Here is a 379-nt window from a genome sequence, read left to right on the forward strand (position 1 = left end):
GACGGGAATTATTCCGTGATCAATGTGCCTTCTTTTTCGCCCATCACCACGCGACGCAGGGCGCCAGGTTTGTTCATGTTGAAGACGCGAATCGGTAATTTATGGTCACGCGCCAGGGTGAAGGCCGCCAGATCCATGACTTTCAGCTCTTTTTCCAGAACTTCGCTGTAGGTCAGCTGATCGTACATGGTGGCAGAAGGATCTTTTGCCGGGTCAGCGGTGAATACGCCGTCAACCTTGGTGGCTTTCAGCACCACATCGGCTTCAATTTCGATACCGCGCAGGCAGGCTGCGGAATCGGTGGTAAAGAACGGGTTGCCGGTACCAGCGGAGAGGATCACTACGCGGTTGTTGCGCAGCAGGCTGATCGCCTCTGCCC

The 379-nt window shown here is 55.7% G+C and carries 1 protein-coding gene; it reads right to left on the reverse strand.

Translation table 11 applies throughout. From position 1 onward, the window contains the following. Positions 1-8: 8 nt before the first annotated feature. On the reverse strand, positions 9-379 hold a 371-nt coding region (locus tag PSR9079_RS23495; protein WP_425468873.1), incomplete at its 5' end, for a uridine monophosphate kinase.

Origin of the sequence: Pseudoalteromonas rhizosphaerae, from assembly GCF_902498845.1 — a bacterium.
Lineage (GTDB): Bacteria > Pseudomonadota > Gammaproteobacteria > Enterobacterales > Alteromonadaceae > Pseudoalteromonas > Pseudoalteromonas rhizosphaerae.